Raw genomic sequence first — 22,495 nt, forward strand, 5'->3', positions numbered from 1 at the left:
CGCGAGGCTTGTGGGCTTCCCACAACCTGACCCTATGCTCGGGGGATGGCGACGCCCCCCAGGACGCCGGCGGCGCGCTCGCCCCGCCGTTCCCCCGCGCCCGCACGGGACGCAGCCGGCCCCGGTGGGCCCGGCGACCAGAGCGAGACGCAGCGGCGGGTGCGCGACGGGACCGGGCTGCTCTCGGCCGCCGCGATGCGCCGGCTCGACGACGACCTCGAGTGGTACCGGGCCCTGCCGGCGGAGGACCGCTCCTGGGTCAACCTGGTCGCCCAGGCGGGGATCACGGCCTTCGTCACCTGGTACGCCGACCCGTCGCGCCCGCCGCACGCCGTCAGCGAGATCTTCGCCGCCGCGCCCCCGGAGCTGACCCGGTCGATCTCGCTGCAGCACACGCTGCAGCTCGTGCGTGTCGTGGTCGACGTCGTGGAGACCCACTCCGACCGGCTGGCCGCCCCGGGTGCCGAGCGCGAGCTGCGGGAGGCGGTGCTGCGCTACTCGCGCGAGGTGGCGTTCTCGGCGGCCGAGGTCTACGCGCGGGCCGCCGAGGTGCGGGGCGCGTGGGACGCGCGGCTCGAGGCGCTCGTGGTCGACGCGCTGGTCCGCGGCGACGTCGACGACGCCCTGCGCTCACGCGTCGCGGCGCTCGGCTGGGGCGGGCGCGGCTCGACGCTCGTCGTCGTGGGCACAGCGGGCGCGCACATGGACGAGGTGCGGGCCGCGGACCTGCGACGGGCCACGCGGCGGGCCGCCGACGACGCGCTCGTCGGCATCCTGGGCGACCGCCTGGTCGTGTTCCTCGGCGGCGAGGGCGACCTGCGCGCCGCGGCCATGACCCTGCTGCCGCGCTTCGGCCCGGGGCCCGTGGTGGTCGGCCCGACCGCGGCCGGCCTCGCGGAGGCGACGAGGTCGGCGCGATCGGCCCTGGCGGGGCTGCTCGCCGCACCCGGGTGGGTGCAGGCCCCCCGCCCGGTGCACGCCGACGACCTGCTGCCGGAGCGCGTGCTGGTCGGGGACGCCGACGCGCGTCGCGCGCTCGTCGAGCGCGCCTACGCGCCGCTCGCCGCCAGCCAGGGCTCGCTGCTGGACACCCTCTCCGCGTACCTCGGTGCGGGGCGGTCGCTGGAGGCCGCGGCACGCACGCTGTACGTGCACCCCAACACGGTCCGGTACCGGCTGCGCCGGGTCTCCGACGTGACGGGCTGGGACCCGCTCGACGCGCGCGAGTCGTACGTCCTGCAGGTCGCGCTGGCCGTGGGCCGGCTCGACGCCGCGACCCGCTGACGCGACGGTCGGCGCGGGCGGCACGCCGACGGGCCCTTTGTGCAGGTCCGACAACGCTGGGTCGTGAGGTTGGTACGAGCCGTGACCGGGTGCCGGCACCCGCGACCGGCATGGTTGTCGGGTGCTCGTCGTCGCCTGCCCCGGCCAGGGTGCCCAGTCCCCCGGCATGCTCCTGCCCTGGACCGAGGTCGACGGCTTCGCCGACGCGCTGCGGCACGCCGGTGACGTCGTCGGCATCGACCTGCTCGCGCACGGCACCACGTCGGACGCCGACACGATCCGGGACACGGCCGTCGCGCAGCCCCTGCTGGTCGCCACCGCGCTCGCGAGCCTGCGCGCCGTCCTGGGCGCCGACGCGGGCACGGCCCTCGCCGAGGTCGTCCCCGGCGCGCTGGACGTCGTGGCGGGGCACTCGGTCGGCGAGCTCGCCGCCGCTGCCGCGGCCGGCGTGCTGAGCGACGACGACGCCCTCGCCCTCGTCGCCGTGCGCGGAGCCGCGATGGCACGCGCCGCCGCCGCGACCCCCACGGGCATGAGCGCCGTGCTCGGGGGCGACCCCGACGAGGTCCTGGCACGCCTTGCGGCCCTCGACCTCGTGGCTGCCAACGTCAATGGCGGCGGCCAGGTCGTCGCGGCGGGCACGCTCACGGCGCTCGCGGCGCTCGCGGCCGAGCCGCCGGCACGCGCCCGCGTCGTGGCGCTGCAGGTGGCCGGCGCGTTCCACACCCGCCACATGGCGCCCGCCGTCGAGGAGCTCGAGCAGGCGGCCGCGAAGGTCGCCCCGCGCCGCCCCGTCGTGACGCTGCTCGGCAACGCGGACGGCGCCGAGGTGACCGACGGCGACGACGCCCTCGCGCGCATCGTCGCCCAGGTCGCGCGGCCGGTGCGCTGGGACCTCTGCCAGGCCACGCTCGCCCGGCTCGGCGTGACGGCACTGCTCGAGGTGGCGCCCGGCGGCGTCCTGACGGGGCTGGCGCGGCGTACGCTGCCGGGCGTCGAGACCCTCGCGCTGAAGTCCCCCGCCGACCTCGACGCCGCACGCGACCTCGTCCGCCGGCACGCCGGCACCGTCCTCACCGCACAGGAGAGCCCGTCGTGACCCGTCCGACCCTCACGCAGGCCACCGGGCCCGCGCACACCCGCATCCTCGGCCTCGGCGGGGTGCGAGGCGAGCGCGTCGTCACCAACGACGACCTGGTGGGGCCGATCGAGTCGTCGGACGAGTGGATCCGCCAGCGCACCGGCATCGTGACGCGCCGTCGGGCGGCCGAGGGCACGGACGTGCTCGACCTGGCGGAGGCCGCGGCCCGCGCCGCGCTCGACGACGCCGGCCTGACCGGCGCCGACGTCGACGCGGTCATCCTGTCCACCGTCACCTACTTCCACCAGACGCCCGCGGGCGCCGCGATCATCGCCGACCGGATCGGCGCCACACCCGCGGCCGCGTTCGACATCTCCGCCGCGTGCGCCGGGTACTGCTACGGCATCGCGCAGGCCGACGCCCTGGTCCGGGCGGGCACAGCGCGTCACGTCCTGGTGATCGGCGCCGAGAAGATGAGCGAGTTCGTCGACCCGACCGACCGGTCCATCTCGTTCCTCCTCGGCGACGGCGCCGGTGCGGTCGTCATCGGCCCGTCGGATACGCCCGGGATCGGCCCGACCGTGTGGGGCTCGGACGGCGCGCAGGCCCAGGCGATCCGCCAGACGCACTCGTGGCTCGCGACGCGCGACGAGGGCGCCGGCTGGCCGACGCTGCGCCAGGAGGGCCAGTCGGTCTTCAAGTGGGCGGTCTGGCAGATGGCGCCCGTGGCGCAGAAGGCGCTGGACGCCGCCGGGGTCAGCGCCTCCGACATCGAGGCGTTCATCCCGCACCAGGCCAACATGCGGATCATCGACCAGATGATCAAGCAGCTGAAGCTGCCCGAGTCCGTCGTCGTCGGCCGCGACATCGCCGACACCGGCAACACGTCGGCGGCGTCGATCCCGCTGGCCGCGGAGCGGCTGCGGCGCGAGGGGCAGATCCAGCCCGGTGCGCTCGCGCTGCAGATCGGCTTCGGCGCCGGGCTGGTCTACGCCGCACAGGTCGTCGTCCTGCCCTGATCGACCCGGGGCGGCCGTCGCACGGCGCGCCTGTACCGTTCAGCACGTCCCAGCACCACCCGACACGAGGAGACACCCGATGGCCCACAGCGAGCAGGAGATCCTGGCCGGCCTGGCCGAGATCGTCAGCGAGGAGACCGGTCTGCCGACCGACTCCGTCCTGCCCGAGAAGTCCTTCACCGACGACCTCGACATCGACTCGCTGTCGATGATGACGATCGTCACGCTCGCGGAGGAGAAGTTCGACGTCCGCATCCCCGACGACGAGGTCAAGAACCTCGCGACCGTGGGCGACGCCGTGAGCTTCATCGCCGGCGCCCAGGCCTGAGCCTGCGCACCGCACCCCGCGTGCACCCGGGCGGTGCGCCGGCCCCCGGGGCCGTGCGCACCGCCCGCCTGAACCGAGGAGAGCACCATGAGCACCGTCCCTGAGGTCGTCGTCACCGGTCTGGGCGCCACCACACCGCTCGGAGGTGACGTCCCGAGCACGTGGCAGGCCGCGCTCGCCGGCGAGTCCGGCGCGCGCTCCTTCGACAACGACTGGGCCGAGCGGTACGAGATCGCCGTCAACTTCGGGGCGACGCTCAAGGTGCCCGCGGACCAGGTGCTCCCCCGCCCCGAGCTCAAGCGCATGGACCCGTCCGCGCAGTACGCGATCATCGCGACGCGCGAGGCGTGGGCCGACGCCGGCTCGCCCGAGGTGGACGGCGACCGCCTGGGTGCGGTGGTCTCGTCCGGCATCGGCGGCATCTGGACCACGCTCGACGGGTGGGACACGCTGCGCGAGAAGGGCGGCCGGCGCGTGCTGCCCATGACCGTGCCGATGCTCATGCCGAACTCGCCGGTCGCGTACGTGTCCCTGGAGCTCGGTGCCCGTGCCGGTGCCCACGCGCTCGTCTCGGCGTGCGCGTCCGGCGCCGAGGCCATCGCCTACGGCGTCGAGATGATCCGCAACGGCCGCGCCGACGTGGTCGTCGCCGGCGGGACCGAGGCCACGATCCACCCCATGCCGATCGCCGCGTTCGCCGCGTCGCGCACGCTGTCCACCCGCAACGACGACCCTGCCGGCGCCTCCCGCCCGTACGACGTCGACCGCGACGGGTTCGTGATCGGTGAGGGCGCGGGCATGGTGGTCCTGGAGTCCGCCGCGCACGCCGCCGCCCGCGGGGCCCGCATCTACGGCCGGATCGCCGGCCTGGGCCTGTCCGCCGACGGCTACCACATCACCTCCCCCGAGCCGTCCGGCGACGGACAGATCCGGGCGATGCGCGCCGCGATCGCGGATGCGGGCGTCGCGACGACCGACGTCGTGCACGTGAACGCGCACGCGACCTCCACCGTGGTGGGCGACCTCATCGAGGCGCGGTCGATCCGGGCGGTCCTGGGTGACGACGCCGACCACGCCGTGCTCTCGGCGACCAAGTCCATGACGGGCCACCTGCTCGGCGGGGCCGGCGCGCTGGAGACGATCTTCACCGTCCTCGCGCTGCACGAGCGCACGGCGCCGCCCACGATCAACGTCGCCAACCCCGACCCCGAGCTGGTCCTCGACCTCGTGCGCGACGAGCCGCGCGCGCTGCGTGCGGGCCCCGTGGCTGCGGTCAACAACTCCTTCGGGTTCGGCGGGCACAACGTCGCGCTGGTCGTGACCTCCGTCTGACGCGCGCACCGTGCACCGCGTCCGGGCGGTGTCGTCCTGCTGGGCGTCCTCGTCCTGCTCGTGGTGGTCGTGCTCGTCGCGATCTCGCGGGTCGGGCGCGACGACGTCGAGCTGGCGGTGGGCGTCGTCTTCGTCGTCGGGCTGGGCGCCGGCGGTCCGGTGTGCCGCGGCGTCGGCGAGCACCGGTCCAGCTCGGTCTGGAACTCGGTGGGGTACTTCATCGGGGCCGCCGCGAACGGTGCGTCCGTGACCGTGGCGCTCGTCGACGGGTTGCACACCCTGGTGCGCGGCTCCTAGTCCTGGCCCGTCCCGAACAGCCTGCCCGGCAGCGCGAGCGCGAACCGCGCGCCTCCGTCGGCACGCAGCTGCACGTAGGTGTGCTCGGCGACGCCCTGCAGGACGTCGGGGTCGGCGAGGAACAGCGCCGTCGCCAGGCCGTCGGCGACCATCGCCCGTTCGCCGACCACCCACGTGGCGACGACCCCGCCGACGGGTGCGCCCGTGCGGGCGTCGAGGACGTGGTGGAGCCCGTCGCCCCAGGAGCGCCGGTCGACCGCGGACGCGCACAGCGCCGCGTCCCGCAGGTCGACGACACCGAGCACACGCCCCGGGTGGCCGGGCACCTGGAGCCCGACGCGCACCGCGTCGGGGCCACGGTGGACCATGTCGCCACCCGCGTCGACGACGTACTCCCCCACGCCGCACGCGCGCAGCTCGGCCGCGACGAGGTCGACGAGCTGGCCCTTGCCGGCCGCGCCGACGTCGAGGAGCACCGGCCGCGCCGCGGTGACGGTCAGTCCGCGCTCGTCGGGCTGCCGGCACGTGAGCACGTCGCGGGTGCGCACACCACGGGGTGCGGGCAGCGGGGCGCCGGCGGGATGCAGGCGGTACGTGGCGTCGTAGCCGAGGTGCTCGAGGCTGCGCCCGACGAGCGGCGTCAGGGCGCCGTCGGTGCGGTCCTCCAGCACGTCGTACAGGTCGAGAAGCTCCGCCGCGTGGCCGGGCAGTGCGTGGGTGCCGCCGTCCCGGGCGATCCGCGAGACGACGGAGTCCGCCCGGAACCGCGACCACACGACGTCGTACGCGTCGACCACCGCACGGACACGGGCCTGCGTCGCATCCGTCAGGGGCGTCGGGGTGTCGATGCGCCAGCGGGTCCCGATCGCCTCGAACCGGGTCTCAGCGCGAGGCACCGGCCGTGATCCCCCCGGGCCCCGGCCTGGCATCGGCGGCACGGGACCGCCGCCTGCCCGGCACCTTCCGGCCGGCGCGGACGGCCTCGGCGGGTGCGGGAGCCGCCGGCGCGGGTGGGGCGCCCCCCGGGGACCGGTGCGCCGGACGACGGCCGTAACCCGTGAAGGTGTCGGTGCGCACCCGACGCACCCCCACCTCGCGCAGGACCGCCCGCGCCCGCCGCACCAGGTCCGGCGAGCCGGAGACGTACGCCGCCCGCCGGGGCAGGTCCGGCATCACCGCCCGCAGGGCCGACGACGTCAGCCGCGTGCCGCAGTGCCACGTCCAGCGCGGCGGGAGCGCCGGCACCGGTTCCGGCGAGACGATCACCACGCGCACCCGCGTGCGTGCGAGGCGCCGCAGGTACGGCGGCGGCATGCCGGTGGGGCACACCAGGACCAGGACCATGTCGCGCGGGCCGGCGTGCTCGATCTGGGAGATGAACGGCGTGACGCCGATCCCGCCGGCGATCATGAGCACGGGACGCGTCGGGTCGTCGGGCAGCAGGAAGTCGCCGCCGACGTAGGTCGCGCGCACGGTCGACCCGACGGGCGCCGCCAGCAGCGCACGCTTGAACGCCGATGGCCGTTCCCGCACGGAGAAGGCGACGGCGACGGCGTTGCGGCCGGCCGGGACCAGGGAGAACACGCGACGGCGCCCCCGCCCGTCGGGTCGCATGCGGACGACGTCGATCTCGGCCCACTGCCCGGGCTGCCAGCGCAGGGGCCGCGCGGGGCGCAGCAGCACCTCGTGGGCGCCGGGACCGGGCGAGCCGTGGCCCACGACCACGAGCCGCAGCGCGCGCGGCGCGGCGACGAGCGCGGCCACGACGTTGCCCGCGACGATCGCGAGCTCCGGCGACGTCGAGAGCGGCCCGACGGCGAACGGCACACCGGCGAGCCCACCGACGAGCACGGCGATCGCGACCCGTTCGCGGCGCCGCGGCGCCTGCGTGAGCGGTTCGACGACCATGAACGCGGCGACGACGAGCACCGGGTGGGACCCGAGCACGGACGCGAGCGCGTCGAGAGGTGGCTGACCGGACAGCACGAGTCGCGGCAGGGTCACGGCAAGGTAGGTCAGCCCGTACGCGACCGCGACCGGACCCGTGCCCGTGCGGCGCAGCACGAGCAGCCCCGCCACCAGGACGACCGGCGCGAGCAGCGGTGTCGCGACCCACCACACCGGGGCCGCGGTGCCCAGCACGGGCGCCACGACGAGCCCGGCGACCAGGGCGCCCGCCGCGGCGGGGTTGAGCAGGTGACGGCCGCGCCACCGCACGAGCACCTTCGAGATCCCGGCGGCGGCGCCGACGAGGCCGGCACCGACCAGGGACTCGAAGGTGAGCGCCGGCCAGAGCAGCAGCGCCAGCAGCAGGCCCGTGATCAGGGAGGACTCGACGTGCGCCCGCACCCCGCTGACGAGCGCACCGACGAGGCTCGTCAGCAGCGTGCCGGCCGACGCCGCGCCCACGGTGGCCGCGAGCGCGACGGGGTCCACGTCGAGCATGCCGAGGTGGCCGAGCAGCGCCGCGGCGGCGTGCACCGCCAGCAGCGTGATCGTCGCGGTCCGGTACGCACCGACCCTGCCCAGGAGCCCGTCCCACCACCCCATCAGCGCGTCACCTTCGGGTCCGGCGCGCACCCCTCCGACGCGCCGGGCCGCTCACGCTCGCGCATCGCGCACCGCCTGCTCGAGCGCCGCCATGAACCCGGCACCCGTCGAGGACGACCCCGCGAGCCGGTCGACCGCGACCTCGTCCAGCGTGCGACCCACCACGGCCTCCACCACCGCCGACGCGAACCGCTCCTGGAACCGCAGGGACGTCGTGTTCGTCGCGGCGGGATCGACCCGCAGGTCCGTCACGACGCCGTCGGCCAGGACGACCGTGACGTCGATCCGCTGGCGCCCGCCCGGCGTCTCGTAGCTGCCGCTGCCGCTGTACGTGCCGGCGGTGGGCGCGTCGGAGGTCGGCGCGTCGGGGCCGTGTCCCGCCCGGGGTGGCGCGACGGGCCGCGCGTCGGCGGGGGCCGTGACGGCGCACCCGCTCAGCGCGAGGCCGGCGCCCAGCCCCGCGGTGACCCGCAGGGCGGGCCGCGGCAGCCGACGTCGTGCGCGCATCGGCGTCCTCCGCGGGTGACAGGCGCACCGCTCGCGCGGTCCGTCTCCCCCCGGATGGGCGCACTCCGGTGGACCCGGGACGCGAGGGGGAGGCTAGCCGAGGGCGTGTCCGACCCGGTCCTCCTGCTGGACGTACAAAACGTTTCAGGACGCGGACGGGGCGGGCGGTCCACCCGAACGATGGACCGCCCGCCCCGGTACGGGAGGGGCTCAGCCGACGCGGTGCAACCAGCGCACCGGCGCGCCCGCACCGGCGTAGCGGAACGGCTCGAGCTCGTCGTCCCACGCCTGGCCGAGGGCGAGGTCGAGCTCGGACCGCAGCCGGACGGGGTCGGCCGCGTGCTCGAGGGCCGCACGGATCCGGTCCTCGGGGACCACGACGTTGCCGTGGACGTCGGTGGCGGCGTGGAAGATCCCGAGCTCGGGCGTGTGGCTCCAGCGCGACCCGTCGACGCCGGAGCTCGGCTCCTCCGTCACCTCGTACCGCAGGTGCGCCCACCCGCGCAGCGCGGACGCGAGGCGCGCCCCCGTGCCGGGGGCCGCCTGCCACGACAGCTCGGCGCGGTAGAGCGTGGGGCCAGCGGGCTGGGGTGTCCAGTCCAGGCTGACGCGCGCGCCCAGCGCGTTGCCCGCCGCCCACTCGACGTGGGGGCAGAGCGCACGCGGCGCGGAGTGCACGAAAAGTACACCGCGGGTGATGGCACCGGCCATGTCGTCCTCCCGGAAGGGCTCGAGGGTCGCCTTCCCCAACGACCTCGCCCCTGATCGGGAACGTCACCAGCACAGATGCAGCGCACGCGGCGTGCACGGCACAGGATGCCCCATCCGGTCCCGCAGGTCCAGCGGGGCGCGCTGCGGGACCTACAGCTGCTCGCGCACCGCGCGCATCGCCTTCTTGCGCACCGAGCGCTCGAGGCGGTCCAGGTAGAGCATGCCGTCGAGGTGGTCGACCTCGTGCTGCAGGCAGCGCGCCATCAGCTCGGTGCCCTCGACGACGACCTCACGGCCGTCGAGGTCGGTGCCCACCACGCGCGCGTACCAGGCACGGTGCGTCGGGAACCAGAGACCGGGGACGGACAGGCAGCCCTCGTCGCCGTCCTGGTACTCGTCCTCGGACACCTCGACGATCACCGGGTTGAGGACGTAGCCGATCTCGTCGTCGATGTTCCAGGAGAACGCCCGCAGGCTGACGCCGATCTGGTTCGCGGCGAGACCGGCACGCCCCTCGACGTCGACGGTCTCGAGGAGGTCCTCGACGAGCGAGCGGACACGGTCGTCGATCGTCGTGACGGGGTCGCAGGGGGTGCGCAGCACCGGGTCGCCGACGATGCGGATCTCACGCAGAGCCATGCCCTGATCCTTTCACGTCGCACGCGCCCGGCGAGCCGGTCGACGACCGCTGCACGACGGCCGGGTGGACGCAGCACGACGCCGGTGGTGAACAGGTCACCACCGGCGTCGGCGTCGTGGGTGCGTCGTCGTTGACGGCGCGAGGATCACTCCCCCGCGCGCTGCTGGGGGACGCCGGTCAGGAGCTGCCGGACCTCGGCCTCGTGGAACCGGCGGTGGCCGCCCAGGGTGCGGACCGCGGAGAGCTTGCCGGCCTGCGCCCAGCGCGTCACCGTCTTGGGGTCCACGCGGAACAGGACGGCGACCTCGCCGGGGGTGAGGAGCGTGCCCTGCGTGAGCGGGGCCTCGGAGAGGGTGGTGTGAACAGCCATGGCTGGTACTCCTTGTCGTTCGGTAGCTCGGCTGACCCCGTGGGCCCCGTGGCTTTGCGTCCCCACCTTGCGGCGGGTTTGCCCTTTGTCGCTGACGTCCCCGACTATGCCCCGATCTGGACAACTGTGCAAGAAGCCCCGGCATGTCAGATCTGTCCGGAGCGGGTGAAAAGTCACAGCCTGCCGAACCGGGACCTAACGCCACAGTAGGCACCGAATGCCACCAGCCCCGCCGCGACGAGCAGCAGGAGCACGGGACCCGCCGGGGCGTCGCGCAGCGTCTGCAGCGCACCGTCGAGCCCGGACGCCTCCTCCGGGTTCGCGGTGGCGGCCGCGAGCACGAACAGCCCGCCGACGATGGTCAGCGCGAGCCCCTTGGCTGCGTAGCCCGCGACGCCCGCCCGGCGCGCGACCCGGCCGGGCGTCCCGCTCGGCAGCCGGTTCAGGTCCTCGAGGAACTTCTTCGTCAGGCCCTTGTAGACGTGGTAGACGCCGACGACGACGACACCGAGACCCACGGCACCGACGAGCAGCCGACCACCCGGGGACTGCATCATCTGGGCCGTGGCGCTCTGCGTGCGCCCACCGCCCGACGCCCCCTGCACCACCGAGTACGCGGTCGCGGCGAGCGCGAGGTAGACGACCGCCTTCGCTCCCGCCTTGACCCGGTCGGACGTCTCGCCGGCGGCACCGCTGACCGCGGCCGCCGCCTGCCACGCCGCGAGCGCGACGAATGCCACGACGGCGATCCACAGGGTCACCGCACCGAAGGGTGTCCCCGCGATCGCCGCGAAGGCTCCGGACTCGTCGGCACTGCCCCCGGAGGACCCCAGCGCGAGCTGCGCCGCGAGCACACCGATCAGCACGTGCAGCAGCCCGCTGGCGGCGTAGCCCGCCCGTGCCCCCAGCTCCCACGCGCCCTGCGGGGACCTCGTCGCGACCGTGGACATGGCACCTCCTCGACACGGGCTCCCCGTCCCGACGCCCGTCGGTGCCCGCCAGAGATGGTGGCAGCGCTCCGGGCGATCGGCATCCGGAAGCGCTGCCACGGCCCGTGACCCGCCCGTCGCTGTCGATCGGTCGCGCGCGAGATCGTCATCCTGGAGACGGGGTGCCCATCTCGTCCGTGACCCGCACCGCGGGCGCGTCCTACGCTGTCGACGAGGTCGGCCGCACGTCCGCAGGAGGACGCCATGCGCTACACGCTGCTGCTGCACTACCCGGAGCTGACCCCCGAGGAGCTCGGGCCCGAGGGGATCGCGTACGGGCAGCGGGCCTTCACCGCCTACGCCGCGACGCTGCAGGCCGCGGGCGTCCTCGTCGGCGCCGAGGTGCTGCAGCCGTCCGTGGCGACCACCACCGTGCGGTCCGTGGACGGCGTCCTGCAGGTGCAGGACGGACCGTTCGCCGACACCAAGGAGCAGCTCGGGGGAACGTTCGTCATCGACGTCCCCGACCTCGACGCGGCGCTGGACTGGGCCCGGCGGGCGCCGTCGGTGCAGTGGGGCCCCGTCGAGGTGCGTCCCGGCGCGCTGCACACGGTCGACGGCTCCTGGGTCCCCAGCGCGTGAGCACGGACGAGGCCCGGGCGGCGGCCGAGCGCGCCGCCCGGGACTCGTACGGCCGCCTGCTGGCCCTGCTCGCGGCGGCCGCGGGCGACGTGGCGCTCGCGCAGGACGCGCTCTCGACGGCGTTCGAGCAGGCGCTGCGCACCTGGCCGTCCGCCGGCGTGCCGCGCAACCCCGACGGCTGGCTGCTCACCGTCGCCCGGCACCGCGTCCGTGACGTCTGGCGCTCCGCCGCGCACCGGACGTCCGTCCCGCTGGACGACACCGCCGCCACCGCGACGACCGACCCCCTCGCCGACCTCGACCCGGACGCGATCCCCGACCGGCGGTTGGCCCTGCTCCTCGTGTGCGCGCACCCCGCGATCGCGCCGGAGGTCCGCACCCCGCTGATGCTGCAGACGGTCCTGGGCCTGCAGGCCGCGCAGGTCGCCCGGCTGTTCTCGGTGCCGCCCGCGACGATGGCACAGCGCCTCGTGCGGGCCAAGCGGCGCATCGCCACGGCCCGGGTCCCCTTCGCCGTGCCCGACCGGTCCGTGCTGGTCGAGCGCCTCCCGGCGGTCCTCGAGGCCGTCTACGGGGCCGCTGCCGCGACGTGGCGCCAGGACGGTCGGGGCCTGGCGGGTGAGGCGCAGCACCTCGCGGTCGTGCTCGCGACGCTCCTGGAGGACGACCCCGAGGCGTGGGGGCTCGCGGCGCTCGTGACGTTCGCGCTCGCGCGGCGCAGCACGGGCCCGTTCGTCCCGCTGGACGAGCAGGACGCGACGGCCTGGCGCGGCGACCTTCTCGCCGAGGGCGAGGCGTACCTGCGCCGGGCCGAGGGGCCGGGCGTGCCGGGCCGGTTCCGGCTGGAGGCCGCGATCCAGGCCGTGCACTGCGACCGGCGGCGCACGGGCGTCACCGACTGGTCGGCGCTGCGGCTGCTGTACCTCGCGCTCGACGCCGTGGCCCCGAGCCTCGGCGCGCGGGTCGCCCTCGCGGCGGTCGTCGGCCGGACCGACGGCCCGGACGCGGGGTTCGCCGCGCTCCCGCCCGAGCCGGTCCCGGCGTTCCAGCCCTGGTGGGCCACGCGCGCGGCACTGCTCGCCGGCAACGGCCACCACGACGACGCGGCGGCGGCCTACCGACGCGCGGCCGACCTCGCGGACGACGTCGACGTGCGCGCCCACCTGCTCGGTCGTGCGCGGGAGGCCGCAGACGCGGGAAGCCCTCCGGTAACCTCCACCTGATCAGGGGCCAGTAGCTCAGTCGGTCAGAGCAGCGGACTCATAATCCGTCGGTCGTGGGTTCAAGCCCCACCTGGCCCACCTCTGCGACCTGCGCGGACGGCCGCGGGACCGCCGCGACGCCGTCCGGGTGCAGCCCAGGCCGTGCACCCCTAGGGTCTCGCCATGCCCGCCCCCCGCACGCCACGCCGTGCGCTCGTACGCGCCGCGGCGTTCGGGTCCGCCGTGGTGCTGCCGGTGATCGCCCTGGCCGTGGCGGTGCGCGGTGGCTGGGGTGCTGTCATGCGGTTCGACGAGGACACGGTGCGCGCCGCCACCGACGTCACGCGTGCGTCGCGTGCGCTGCGCTGGCTGCTGGTCGCGTGGCAGGAGGCGTTCTCCGCGCGGTGGGTCGACCTCCTGGTGGTGCCGGTGGTCTGCGTGTGGGCGTGGCGCCGGCACGGGCTGCGCGACCGGGCTGTGTGGGCGGCCGGCACGGTCGCCGTCGGCTGGGTGCTGCAGCTCGCTGCCAAGGGGCTCGTGCAGCGCGCGCGGCCGGTCATCGACGACGCCGTCGCGCACGCCCCGGGCTGGAGCTTCCCCTCCGGTCACGCCGCCAACACCACCGTCGTCGCCGTGGCCCTCACCGTGCTGGTGTGGCCCCTGCTGGGCCTGGTGGGTCGGGTCCTGGTGCCGGTGACCGCCGGTGCGCTCGTCGTGCTCACCGCGGCGGACCGCGTCCTGCTGGGGGTGCACTACCCGTCCGACGTCCTGGCCGGGATCCTGCTCGGTCTCGCGATCGCCGGCGCGTCCTACGTCGGCTGGCGACGCGACGCACCCGACGAGCCGCCGTCCGCTGCGCCCGGCGACCCGCGCACCGCGGGACCCCCGCCCCCTGATCCCCCGACCCCCTGACCGACGGAGGACGCGTCGTGCACGCCTTCTGGCACCGCTACGAGATCGACGACCGGCGACCCTCGCCGCAGCATGCGCGTCACGACCTGGTCCGTCGGGTGCTGCTGCCCGCGGGCGTGCTGTGGTGCCTCGTCGTGGGTCTGGGGCTGCTCATCACGGGACCGCTGGGCGGCCTGCCGGCCGAGGCGGGCGTCAACGAGTCGTTCGTGGCGTGGCGCACACCGACGCTCGATGCCGTGACGACGGTGCTGTCAGCGATCGGGCAGACGGAGTTCCTCATCGGCGCGTGCGTCGTGGCGATGGCCGTCGCGTGGTGGCGCACCCGGCAGTGGTGGTTCGCGGTGGTGCCGGGTCTGGCGGTGGCCGTCCAGGCCGCGATCTTCCTCACCGCCGCGCTCGTCGTGGGGCGCGAGCGCCCGCAGGTCGAGCACCTCGACCACGCCCCGCCGACCTCCAGCTTCCCCAGCGGTCACACGGGCGCGGCCACGGCCTTCTACCTCACGCTCGCCTTCACGGCGCAGCGCATCGAGAACCCCGTGGCGCGCTGGGCGGCCACGGTGATGTGCGTGCTCGTGCCCGTGGCGGTCGGCGTGGCACGGACCTACCGCGGCATGCACTCGGCGACCGACGTGATCGTGGGCTTCCTCAACGGCGCCACGTGCGCCGTCCTCGCGTGGAACCACGTCCGGCGGCGCGCGCCGAGCCGATGAGCCGGCCGGTCCGCGGGGCCGCGGTGCGCGGCTACCGTGGTGACGTGGCCCTCTTCTCCCGGCGGCACCGGCTGCCCGAACCTGCGCGACGTGCGCTCGACCTGCGAGGCGACGCGATCCTCGCGAGCGCTCCCCTCGACGACGGGCGGTGGGCGGTCACGACGCGCCGCGCGCTGCACGTCGTCGGTGACGGCGGTGCCGTGCGCACCCCGTGGGCCGACGTGGACCGCGGCTCGCTCGACGACCAGACCCGCACGCTCACGGTGCACTGGGTCAGCGGAGCCCGCACGGAGCTCGTCCTCGCGACCGACGACCACGCATGGGACCTCGTGCAGTCGTTCCGCGAGCGCGTGCAGCAGTCGGTGGTCCACGTGGAGCACGTCACGGTCCCCGGCGCGCGCACGTCCGTGCGGGTCGCGCTGCGCCGCGACGAGCACGGCGACCTGTTCACGCAGGTCATCGGCGACGGCACCGTGGACCTCACGGACCCCGCCGCCGCACGCGTCGTCGCCGACGCGGAGGCACGGGTGCGCGCCGAGGCCGGCCTGGCCACGTGACGTCGGTCGGGGGGACGGCGTGCGGGTCGGCGACGTGTCGCCAGGCACCCCCGGGAGCCTGCTAGGGTTTTGCCGCACGATCCCCCGTAGCTCAATTGGCAGAGCATTCGACTGTTAATCGAAGGGTTACTGGTTCGAGTCCAGTCGGGGGAGCAGTCGAACGAGGCCTCCGTCCCGCGTCAGAGCGGGCCGGGGGCCTTCGTGCTGTGCGGACGCGCTGCTCAGGTGGCCGGCGTGCGCGGCGGCAGACGGTGCAGCTCGACGTCCCGCACCGCGCCGGCGTGCAGCGTGAACGTCAGGTACGTGCACGCGGGCTGCCGGCGGCGGTCGGTCGGCGAGCCGGGGTTGAGCAGCCGCAGGCCCCGCGGGGTCACCGAGTCCCACGGGATGTGGCTGTGCCCGAAGACGAGCAGGTCCAGGTCGGCGTGACGTTCGTCGCAGCGCCGCTCGCGCCCGGTCGCTCCACCCGTCTCGTGCACGACGCCGAGCCGCACCCCCGCCACGACCGCCCGGGCCACCTCGGGGACGCGGGACGCGAGTGCGGGCGGGTCGTTGTTGCCGTGGCAGGCCAGCAGCCGGGTCGCGCGCTCCTCGAGCCGGTCGAGCAGGTCGGTGGTCACCCAGTCCCCCGCGTGCACGACGAGGTCCGCGGCGTCGATCGCGTCCCACAGGACCGCCGGCAGGTCGCGCGCGCGGGCCGGGACGTGGGTGTCGGCGACCGCGACGACCCGGACGGGGTCGGCCCGGCTCACGGACGCCTCACGGGCGCCGGAACGCGCGCCGGTCGACGCCGTCGGGCCGCGGCCGCAGCGCGGCGCGGCACCGCGGGCACACGTGCTGCACGGCGTCGGCGTGGGGTCCGGACTCGGGCAGGGCCTCGTGCCACGCGACGTGCGGGAAGCGCGCGAGGGAGGAGCGGCTCAGCGCGAGCCCGCAGACCGTCTGGTTCTTGCCCGGCACCCAGGCGTGCACGTCACCTGCGGGGCGGCGGACGCCGTCGGGGTCGGTCCACGTGCTCGACGCGGCGACGTTGGCGGCGGTGAGACGTTGCGGCACGTGTGTCCCCTCCTTCCCGCCGCACGGCTCCGGCCCGGCGGCGCGTCCCAGCGTGGCACGCGGCGCGCGACCCCACCACGTGACGGCGTCGGCGTCCTGCGCACCTCTCGCCGCCCCCGGGCACCGGGTCTACGGTGACCTCATGGTCCGGCTGCTGCTGCGCGCGCTGATCTTCCTCGGCTCGGCCGCGCTCGGCCTGCTCGTCGCGTCCGCCCTGGTGGACGGCGTCACGGTGACCGCGTCCGGCTTCGTCGTCACGGTCGTCGTGTTCGCCCTCGCACAGTCGCTGCTGGCGCCCCTCGTCCTGCGGATCACCAGCAGGTACGCGCCGGCGTTCCTCGGCGGCATCGGCCTGGTGTCGACGTTCGTCGCCCTCCTGCTCGCCCGCCTCCTGACCGGCGGCCTGCGGATCAGCGGCGTCGCGGCGTGGGTGCTCGCGACGGTCGTCGTGTGGGTCGTGACGGCGCTCGCGACCTTGCTGCTGCCCCGGCTCCTGCTGCGGGACGAGCGGGCGGGCCGCGCCACGGCACGGCCCGCCCCGCACTGAGCGCCGACGGCGCATCGCAGCCCCGTCCCGTGATGCGATAACAGCGCTCTGACCTGCAAGGACGTAGCAACCGGCGGAGGGGCTGGACGAACGTCCTCATGAGCCTCACACTTGCCTCATCCCGCTCGCCCCGGGACCCTCTCCCCGCCTCACCCCCGCTTCGCCGTGCCCTCGTCCGCCGACCCGTCGACGTCGTCGTCCGGCCCGCGGACGAGCCGTCGACCCCGCGTTCCCCGCACGTGCTCGTCGCGTCACCGTCCCCTGTCACCACCCGTCGTCCGGCCCGTCCTGGCCGGGGAAGGATGCGTCGTCCGTGCTGCGCTCCGTGGCTGCCCACCTCTCGCTCGACGTCCACGCGCCCCTCGAGCTGCTGCTCTCCGTGGCCGTCGCGGAGGGGCCGTTCGAACGCACCGAGCTGCTGCTCGCGCGCACCGACGACGACCCGCTCGACGTGCTGGAGATCAAGACGCCGCACGGCGGACGCATGCACCGGATCCTCGCGCCGGCGGGCCGTGTCGTCGTGGACTACCAGGCGACCGTCACGGGGCAGGCGGGCCCTCCCCCGGTCGAGGACGTCGACCTCGTCGAGTACCGCCGCCCCAGCCGGTACGCGGACTCCGACCGGCTGCTGGCGTTCGCGCGGGACCAGTTCCGCGGCCTGACGGGTGCGGACCTCCTCGACGCCGTGGTGACCTGGGTGGGCAAGCACGTCACCTACCTGCCCGGCGCGAGCCTGCCGACGGACGGTGCGACCGACACGCTGCTCAAGCGGCGCGGCGTGTGCCGCGACTTCGCGCACCTGGTCGTGGCGCTCCTGCGCGCCTGCGACGTGCCGGCGCGCCTCGCGTCCGCCTACGCCCCCGGGCTCAAGCCGATGGACTTCCACGCCGTGGCCGAGGCGTACGTCGACGGCGCCTGGTACGTCGTCGACGCCACGGGCCTGGCGCCGCGCGCGTCGCTGCTGCGCATCGCCACCGGCCGCGACGCGACCGACACCGCGTTCCTGTCGTACTACGGCGGGAGCCTGCGGCTGCGGTCCATGACGGTCACGGCCGTCAGCGACATGCGGGCACCGGACGACGGCAGCGGGCTGGTCGCGCTGCGCTGACCCGGGGCGTCAGGCGGGCCGCAGGGTGCGGCGCTGGGCCTCGAGCTCGAGGAGCTCGCCCAGGAGGCTGCGCTGCTCGACGGGGTCGGCGTCAGCACCCAGCCGCTGCAGGCGCCCGCGCACGTCGGCGACCCGGCGCGTGAGGCCGACGTCGACCAGCCGCATCACCACACCGCGCACGTACGCCGGCAGCGCGTCGGGACGGTCCTCCGGCAGCGGCGCGACCGCCAGCTCGGTGAGCAGGGCCTGCACGGGCTCGGCGGCCGCCTCGATGACGGCGCCGACCCACGCGGACTCGCCACCCTGCGCGACGAGCTCGCCCGCGGTCGTGAGGCCCCCGGCCGCCCGCACGGCCTCGTGCACCGCGCGGTACGCCGGTGCGGTGCACGCGTCGGGCGCGAGCGCGTCGAACTCCGGCGGCACGAGGGTGGGGTGCTGCAGCACGACCTCGAGCGCCGTGCGCTCGACCTGCGCGACGGGGTCGCGTCGGTCGGGGGCGGACATGCGCGGCATCGGCGCGGGCGTCGTGGCGTCGTCCGCCGGCGCGGGGCGCCGTGCGCCGTCGCGGTCGCCGGGACGGGAGGTCGGCCGCGACCCGCGACGCGCGGCGTCGGCGACGGTGCGCCGCACGCCGCCCACGTCGTCCATGCCGAGCCACCCGGCCAGGAGCCGCTCGTACTCGGGCCGCAGCGCCGAGTCCCGGATGCCGGCGACCACGGGTGCGGTGGCGCGCAGCGCACCGACGCGTCCCTCGGCCGTCGTCAGGTCGTGCGCCGCGAGCGTCGAGCGGATGACGAACTCGAACAGCGGCTGCCGCGACGCCACCAGGGCTCGCACGGCGTCGGGACCGCGCTCCTGCCGCAGCTCGCACGGGTCCATGCCCGAGGGCTCGACCGCCACGAACGTCTGGGCGTTGAACGCCTGGTCCTCGCCGAACGCGCGCAACGCCGCCTTCTGGCCCGCCGCGTCACCGTCGAACGTGAAGACGATCGCACCGCCCACCGACGACCCGCCCGCCAGCTGCACGCCGCCTGCTCCCCCGGAGTCCCCCACGAGCCGACGCACGATCCGCGCGTGCTCCGGGCCGAAGGCCGTCCCGCAGGTCGCGACCGCGGTCCGGACGCCGGAGAGGTGCATCGCCATGACGTCGGTGTAGCCCTCGACCACGACCACCTGCTTCTCGCGGGAGATCTCCCGCTTGGCGAGGTCGATGCCGTAGAGCACGTGCGACTTGCGGTACAGCGGAGTCTCGGGGGTGTTGAGGTACTTGGGGCCGTTGTCGTCGTCGAGGAGCCGGCGCGCGCCGAAGCCGACCGTCTCGCCCGTGACCTCGCGGATCGGCCACACCAGGCGCCCGCGGAACCGGTCGTAGATGCCGCGCGCGCCCTGGCTCACGAGCCCGGACGCCGTCAGCTCGGCCTCGGTGAAGCCGCGCCCGCGCAGGTGCCGCAGCAGCGAGTCCCAGCCCTGGGGGGCGAAGCCGACGCCGAAGTCGTCTGCCGCGGACCGGTCGAACCCGCGCTCGGCGAGGAACGCGCGCGCCACCGCGGCCTCCGGGGAGACGAGCTGCTCGCGGAAGAACTCCTCGCTGATGCGGTGCGCGTCCAGCAGGCGACGACGCCTGCCGGGCTCCTCGCCGGGCCGCGAGGGTCCGCCGCCCTCCTCGTACCGCAGCTGCATGCCCGCGCGCGACGCGAGGTACTCGACGGCGTCCGTGAAGCCCAGGCCATCGACCTTCTGCACGAACGCGATGACGTCGCCGCCCTCGCCGCACCCGAAGCAGTGGTACCGGCCCACCTGCGGGCGGACGTGGAACGACGGCGAACGCTCGTCGTGGAAGGGGCACAGCCCCTTCAGCGAGCCGACGCCCGCGGGCCGCAGCGCGACGTGCGCACCGACGACCTCCTCGATGCGGAGACGCTCGCGGACGGCCTCCACGTCCTCCCGCAGAATCCGTCCGGCCACGGGCGTGAGTCTAGGCGTCCGCGCGCCGGTCCCGGGGCGCGTCGGCGCCACGCCGCAGGTCGGCGGCCCGCATGATGTCGAATGTCACTCCGGCCGCGCGTCAGGGGGGTGACGGGTGGCCGACGCCCGCGAGGCACGAGGAGGACGACGTGGAGTACATGCTCTTCATCTGCACCGACCCCGACGGCGAGGACGCCGCGCCCGGGGACCTGACGATCGAGCAGTGGGGCGCCGACGTGGACGCGCGCGGCGCGTGGAAGAACGGCGACCGGCTGCGGCCGGTCGAGGCGGCGACGACCGTGCGGCGGCGCGGCGACGAGGTCGTGCTGACGGACGGCCCGTTCGCGGAGACGCGCGAGCAGATCGCCGGCTACGACGTCATCGAGGCGCCCGACCTCGACGCGGCGGTCGCGATCGCCGCGGCGCACCCCATGGCGCGCGCCGGCCGGGTCGAGGTCCGACCCGTCTGGCCGCTGGACGCGGGCGACTGACGGCCCTGCCGCCGCGCTGCCGGGTCAGTGGCGCGGCGGGTGGACGAGCCTCGTGTGGGCGACGACCGCCGAGACGTCCGTGAGGGAGGCGACCTGGTCGACGACGACGCGCAGCCGCTGCGCGTCGTCGTCGGCCGCGCGCCAGTCGACGGCGAACGGCGGCTCGAGGGCCTCCTCGCCGCGGTCGGCCAGCACCTCGACGAGGTCCGTGAGGATCTCGCGCTGGCGCTGGTAGAGCGGCTCGAGCTCGCGCGGGGCCATGACGTACGCGACGGCCAGTCCCTTGAGGACGAGGATCTCGGCGAGCGTCTCGTGCGGGACGACGAGCTCGGCCGCGTACCGCGTGAGGGGTCCGTCACCGTAGCGCGCCCGCGTCGCCTGCTGCGCGGCCTTGGCGAACCGGCCGATGAGCTGGCTGGTGGCGTCCTTGAGCACCGCGAGCGCGCGGCGCGACCCGTCGAACCCGCGCTCCCACAGCCGCGCGGCCACGAGCCGGTCCATCGCGGCGGACAGCTCGTCGGCGGTCACCTGCGCGCCGTACCAGGTGTCCACGGCCTCGACGACGCGCGCACGCTCGTCGGGCCGGGTGAGCACGCCGAGGTCGAGGCGCCCGCCGACGACGGCGTCCTCGACGTCGTGCACGGAGTAGGAGATGTCGTCGGCGAGGTCCATGACCTGCGACTCGAGGCACTTGCGACCATCAGGTGCCTCTGCCCGCAGCCAGGTGAAGACCGGCAGGTCGTCCTCGTACACGCCGAACTTGTGCGTGGGACGTCCGCTGGCGGGGCTGATCGGTCCCTGCCCGTACCGCCACGGGTACTTCACGGAGGCGTCGAGGCTCGCGCGCGTGAGGTTCAGACCCACCGAGGTCCCGTCCGGCGCGACGACCTTCGGGTCGAGCCGCGTCAGCAGGCGCAGGGTCTGCGCGTTGCCCTCGAACCCCCCGATGCCCCGCGCGAGCTCCGCGAGCGCACGCTCGCCGTTGTGCCCGAAAGGCGGGTGCCCGAGGTCGTGCGCGAGGCACGCGGTGTCCACGACGTCGGGGTCGCAGCCCAGCGCCTTGCCGAGCTCGCGGCCCACCTGCGCGACCTCGAGGGTGTGCGTCAGGCGCGTGCGGACGAAGTCGTCCGACGACGGCCCGAGCACCTGCGTCTTGGCGCCGAGGCGGCGCAGGGCCGAGGAGTGCACGATGCGCGCCCGGTCTCGCTCGAACGGGGTGCGCTCGCGCGACTTCTCGCCCTCGGCGACCCAGCGCTCCCGGTCGGCGTCGGCGTACCCGTCGACGTCGGGCGCGATGTGGTCGAGTGCGGTCACGTGCCCAGGGTAGAGCGGGACGCGCGTGCGGTGCTCACCCCTTGACGGCGCCGGCCGTGAGCCCGCCGACGATGTACTTCTGCAGGAACAGGAAGAGCACCAGGACGGGCAGCGCCGAGATGACGGCGCCGGCGGCGAAGAGCCCCCAGTTCGCCTCGAGCAGGGCCGAGACCCAGCCGTACAGCCCGACGGCGACGGTCCAGTTGCGCTCCGACTGCAGCACGAGCCGGGCGATGATGAATTCGCCGAACGTGCTGATGAACGACAGCAGCGCGACGACGGCCAGGATCGGTGTCACGAGCCGCAGGATGATGGTCCAGTAGGTCTGGGCGTGGGTGGCGCCGTCGATCTTGGCGGCCTCGTCGAGCTCGCGCGGGACGGTGTTGAAGAACCCGTACATGAGGAACGTGTTCACGCCCAGGGCACCGCCGAGGTACACGGCGATCAACGCGAGCTTGCTGTTGAGGCCGAGCGAGGGCACGACGTTGCCCAGCGCGATCAGCAGCAGGAAGATCGCGACGAACGCGAGCATCTGCGGGAACATCTGGATGATGAGCAGCCCGGTCAGGCCCACGCGGCGCCCTGTGAACCGGAACCGCGAGAAGGCGTACGCCGCAGCCGCGCCCATGAGGACCGTCCCGACACCCGTCGCGATCGCGATCTGCAGCGAGTTGCCCAGCCACGTCCAGAACAGCGTGCCGCCGAGCGCCTCGTAGTTCGAGGTGCTGACCTCCGCGAACAGCTGGTTGGAGCCGGTGAGCGTCCCGCCCTCGGAGAGTGACGCCGAGATCACGTAGACGATCGGGAACAGCGCGTAGACGACCGCGACGACGCCCACGAGGTGGCGCCAGCCGAGCTCGGCGAACCACCGCCGCCGGGGCATGCGGTGCTCGTCGGGCCCGGGCGCGGTGCTGGACGAGGCGGTGACGTCGGTGGTGACCAT

At 75.2% G+C, this 22,495-nt stretch carries 26 protein-coding genes, 2 tRNA genes and 1 riboswitch; of the genes, 16 read left to right on the top strand and 12 right to left on the bottom strand.

Annotation, left to right across the window (positions count from 1 at the left end; translation table 11 throughout):
* Positions 1-45 precede the first annotated feature (45 nt).
* From KKR89_RS10865 to KKR89_RS10890, 6 genes are all read left to right on the top strand, one after another.
* Positions 46-1,284 (top strand): PucR family transcriptional regulator, encoded by a 1,239-nt coding sequence (locus KKR89_RS10865; protein WP_208195359.1) that lies wholly within the window; start codon positions 46-48, stop codon positions 1,282-1,284.
* A gap of 121 nt (positions 1,285-1,405) precedes the next feature.
* Positions 1,406-2,383, top strand: a complete 978-nt coding sequence (locus tag KKR89_RS10870) for an ACP S-malonyltransferase (protein ID WP_208195360.1) — start codon at positions 1,406-1,408, stop codon at positions 2,381-2,383.
* On the top strand, positions 2,380-3,384 hold the full coding sequence (locus KKR89_RS10875; RefSeq protein WP_208195361.1) for a beta-ketoacyl-ACP synthase III: 1,005 nt from the start codon (positions 2,380-2,382) through the stop codon (positions 3,382-3,384). The genes KKR89_RS10870 and KKR89_RS10875 overlap by 4 nt, the downstream gene beginning before the upstream one ends.
* A 79-nt stretch (positions 3,385-3,463) precedes the next feature.
* On the top strand, positions 3,464-3,712 hold the full coding sequence (locus KKR89_RS10880) for an acyl carrier protein (protein ID WP_013117379.1): 249 nt from the start codon (positions 3,464-3,466) through the stop codon (positions 3,710-3,712).
* Between the two features lie 87 nt (positions 3,713-3,799).
* Complete coding sequence (locus KKR89_RS10885) at positions 3,800-5,044, top strand: beta-ketoacyl-[acyl-carrier-protein] synthase family protein (protein WP_208195362.1); 1,245 nt, start codon at positions 3,800-3,802, stop codon at positions 5,042-5,044.
* Between the two features lie 63 nt (positions 5,045-5,107).
* Complete coding sequence (locus KKR89_RS10890; protein ID WP_208195363.1) at positions 5,108-5,341, top strand: hypothetical protein; 234 nt, start codon at positions 5,108-5,110, stop codon at positions 5,339-5,341.
* Here KKR89_RS10890 and KKR89_RS10895 read toward each other — a convergent pair.
* From KKR89_RS10895 to KKR89_RS10925, 7 genes are all read right to left on the bottom strand, one after another.
* A complete protein-coding gene (locus KKR89_RS10895; protein ID WP_208195364.1) occupies positions 5,338-6,237 on the bottom strand; it encodes an FAD:protein FMN transferase in 900 nt (299 codons plus the stop codon). The two genes, KKR89_RS10890 and KKR89_RS10895, sit on opposite strands and share 4 nt — an antisense overlap.
* Positions 6,224-7,891: an FAD-dependent oxidoreductase gene (locus KKR89_RS10900; protein WP_208195365.1), complete on the bottom strand. Its 1,668-nt coding sequence runs from the start codon at positions 7,889-7,891 to the stop codon at positions 6,224-6,226. The genes KKR89_RS10895 and KKR89_RS10900 overlap by 14 nt, the downstream gene beginning before the upstream one ends.
* A 51-nt stretch (positions 7,892-7,942) precedes the next feature.
* Positions 7,943-8,398, bottom strand: coding sequence for a hypothetical protein (locus KKR89_RS10905; RefSeq protein WP_208195366.1), 456 nt, complete (start codon positions 8,396-8,398; stop codon positions 7,943-7,945).
* A gap of 210 nt (positions 8,399-8,608) precedes the next feature.
* Complete coding sequence (locus KKR89_RS10910; RefSeq protein ID WP_208195367.1) at positions 8,609-9,109, bottom strand: DUF3145 domain-containing protein; 501 nt, start codon at positions 9,107-9,109, stop codon at positions 8,609-8,611.
* 150 nt (positions 9,110-9,259) lie between these two features.
* A complete protein-coding gene (gene def, locus KKR89_RS10915) occupies positions 9,260-9,748 on the bottom strand; it encodes a peptide deformylase (protein WP_208195368.1) in 489 nt (162 codons plus the stop codon).
* A gap of 146 nt (positions 9,749-9,894) precedes the next feature.
* On the bottom strand, positions 9,895-10,119 hold the full coding sequence (locus KKR89_RS10920; RefSeq protein WP_208195369.1) for a BldC family transcriptional regulator: 225 nt from the start codon (positions 10,117-10,119) through the stop codon (positions 9,895-9,897).
* A gap of 18 nt (positions 10,120-10,137) precedes the next feature.
* A riboswitch (cyclic di-GMP riboswitch) is annotated at positions 10,138-10,212 on the bottom strand.
* 80 nt (positions 10,213-10,292) lie between these two features.
* On the bottom strand, positions 10,293-11,069 hold the full coding sequence (locus KKR89_RS10925) for a DUF1206 domain-containing protein (RefSeq protein ID WP_208195370.1): 777 nt from the start codon (positions 11,067-11,069) through the stop codon (positions 10,293-10,295).
* Between the two features lie 243 nt (positions 11,070-11,312).
* Between KKR89_RS10925 and KKR89_RS10930 the strand changes: the two genes are divergently transcribed.
* The 7 genes from KKR89_RS10930 (at position 11,313) to KKR89_RS10960 (ending at position 15,224) form a co-directional block, all read left to right on the top strand.
* Positions 11,313-11,690, top strand: a complete 378-nt coding sequence (locus tag KKR89_RS10930; RefSeq protein WP_208195371.1) for a YciI family protein — start codon at positions 11,313-11,315, stop codon at positions 11,688-11,690.
* Positions 11,687-12,913: an RNA polymerase sigma factor gene (locus tag KKR89_RS10935; RefSeq protein ID WP_208195372.1), complete on the top strand. Its 1,227-nt coding sequence runs from the start codon at positions 11,687-11,689 to the stop codon at positions 12,911-12,913. The genes KKR89_RS10930 and KKR89_RS10935 overlap by 4 nt, the downstream gene beginning before the upstream one ends.
* A 4-nt stretch (positions 12,914-12,917) precedes the next feature.
* Positions 12,918-12,991: transfer RNA gene (locus KKR89_RS10940), tRNA-Ile, on the top strand.
* A gap of 84 nt (positions 12,992-13,075) precedes the next feature.
* Positions 13,076-13,804, top strand: a complete 729-nt coding sequence (locus tag KKR89_RS10945) for a phosphatase PAP2 family protein (RefSeq protein ID WP_208195373.1) — start codon at positions 13,076-13,078, stop codon at positions 13,802-13,804.
* A 17-nt stretch (positions 13,805-13,821) separates the two neighbouring features.
* Positions 13,822-14,514 (top strand): phosphatase PAP2 family protein, encoded by a 693-nt coding sequence (locus KKR89_RS10950; RefSeq protein ID WP_208195374.1) that lies wholly within the window; start codon positions 13,822-13,824, stop codon positions 14,512-14,514.
* Between the two features lie 44 nt (positions 14,515-14,558).
* Positions 14,559-15,071, top strand: coding sequence for a hypothetical protein (locus tag KKR89_RS10955; RefSeq protein ID WP_208195375.1), 513 nt, complete (start codon positions 14,559-14,561; stop codon positions 15,069-15,071).
* An 80-nt stretch (positions 15,072-15,151) separates the two neighbouring features.
* Positions 15,152-15,224: transfer RNA gene (locus KKR89_RS10960), tRNA-Asn, on the top strand.
* Between the two features lie 68 nt (positions 15,225-15,292).
* Here KKR89_RS10960 and KKR89_RS10965 read toward each other — a convergent pair.
* Positions 15,293-15,823, bottom strand: a complete 531-nt coding sequence (locus tag KKR89_RS10965; RefSeq protein ID WP_208195376.1) for a metallophosphoesterase family protein — start codon at positions 15,821-15,823, stop codon at positions 15,293-15,295.
* A 7-nt stretch (positions 15,824-15,830) separates the two neighbouring features.
* Positions 15,831-16,127: a hypothetical protein gene (locus KKR89_RS10970; protein ID WP_208195377.1), complete on the bottom strand. Its 297-nt coding sequence runs from the start codon at positions 16,125-16,127 to the stop codon at positions 15,831-15,833.
* A gap of 142 nt (positions 16,128-16,269) precedes the next feature.
* Here KKR89_RS10970 and KKR89_RS10975 point away from each other — a divergent pair, with 142 nt between their 5' ends.
* Both KKR89_RS10975 and KKR89_RS10980 read left to right on the top strand, forming a co-directional pair.
* Complete coding sequence (locus KKR89_RS10975; RefSeq protein ID WP_208195378.1) at positions 16,270-16,674, top strand: phage holin family protein; 405 nt, start codon at positions 16,270-16,272, stop codon at positions 16,672-16,674.
* Positions 16,675-16,987: 313 nt separating this feature from the next.
* Positions 16,988-17,782 carry a transglutaminase-like domain-containing protein gene (locus tag KKR89_RS10980; RefSeq protein WP_208195379.1) on the top strand — a complete coding sequence of 265 codons (795 nt, stop codon included), beginning with the start codon at positions 16,988-16,990 and terminating at the stop codon, positions 17,780-17,782.
* Between the two features lie 9 nt (positions 17,783-17,791).
* On the opposite strand, the gene dnaG is transcribed toward KKR89_RS10980, so the two are convergent.
* Positions 17,792-19,747 carry a DNA primase gene (gene dnaG, locus KKR89_RS10985; RefSeq protein WP_208195380.1) on the bottom strand — a complete coding sequence of 652 codons (1,956 nt, stop codon included), beginning with the start codon at positions 19,745-19,747 and terminating at the stop codon, positions 17,792-17,794.
* A gap of 158 nt (positions 19,748-19,905) precedes the next feature.
* Here dnaG and KKR89_RS10990 point away from each other — a divergent pair, with 158 nt between their 5' ends.
* Positions 19,906-20,238, top strand: coding sequence for a YciI family protein (locus tag KKR89_RS10990; RefSeq protein WP_243882431.1), 333 nt, complete (start codon positions 19,906-19,908; stop codon positions 20,236-20,238).
* A 24-nt stretch (positions 20,239-20,262) separates the two neighbouring features.
* Here KKR89_RS10990 and KKR89_RS10995 read toward each other — a convergent pair whose 3' ends face one another.
* Positions 20,263-21,552: a deoxyguanosinetriphosphate triphosphohydrolase gene (locus tag KKR89_RS10995; RefSeq protein WP_214765487.1), complete on the bottom strand. Its 1,290-nt coding sequence runs from the start codon at positions 21,550-21,552 to the stop codon at positions 20,263-20,265.
* A gap of 34 nt (positions 21,553-21,586) precedes the next feature.
* Complete coding sequence (locus KKR89_RS11000) at positions 21,587-22,495, bottom strand: sugar ABC transporter permease (protein WP_208195383.1); 909 nt, start codon at positions 22,493-22,495, stop codon at positions 21,587-21,589.

This window comes from Cellulomonas dongxiuzhuiae, assembly GCF_018623035.1.
GTDB lineage: Bacteria > Actinomycetota > Actinomycetes > Actinomycetales > Cellulomonadaceae > Cellulomonas > Cellulomonas dongxiuzhuiae.